Source organism: Acetobacter fallax (assembly GCF_011516735.1).
Classification (GTDB): domain Bacteria; phylum Pseudomonadota; class Alphaproteobacteria; order Acetobacterales; family Acetobacteraceae; genus Acetobacter; species Acetobacter fallax.
Genome location: NZ_WOSX01000162.1, coordinates 1 through 511 on the forward strand (window position 1 = coordinate 1; position 511 = coordinate 511).

General features: G+C 58.3%; 1 protein-coding gene. It reads right to left on the bottom strand.

Annotated elements, in window-relative coordinates:
* Window positions 1–9: 9 nt before the first annotated feature.
* A partial coding sequence (locus tag GOB85_RS18985; RefSeq protein ID WP_173578888.1) for an IS5 family transposase occupies window positions 10–511 on the bottom strand: 502 nt, incomplete at its 5' end.

Consider the following 511-nt stretch of genomic DNA (forward strand, 5'->3'; position numbering starts at 1 on the left):
TAGAGGGTGTTATGCACTTTGGGAGAGCAGTTGGGCAGCGTTTCTGAGCATGAAGCCAGCGAAGGCGATGGTGTGCATGGCGGCGAGGGTTGAGGCGCAGCGTTCGTAGTCTTTTACGAGCCTTCTGCACCGTGTGGCCCATGCGAACGATCTCTCCACGATCCATCGTCGGGGCAGCAACACAAAACCCCGCTTTGCCTGAGGCAGCCTGACGATTTCGAGAGTGATACCTTGCTCTTCTGCGGCTTTTGCCGGTTTTGATCCGGTATAGCCCTGATCGGCCCATGCCAGTTCCACGCCGCCATCTGTTGCCTTCTGAATGGCTTGCGCGAGCGGACCGACTTCTGTCCGATCATCTCTGTTTGCCGGGGTGACGTGCAGGGCCAGAAGATGCCCCAGGGTATCAACGGCCATATGGAGCTTCGATCCGTTCTTTCTTTTCGCACCATCATACCCGGACCGTGGCCCGCTTTCCGGGGTCGAACGCAATGTCCGGCTGTCGATGATCGCC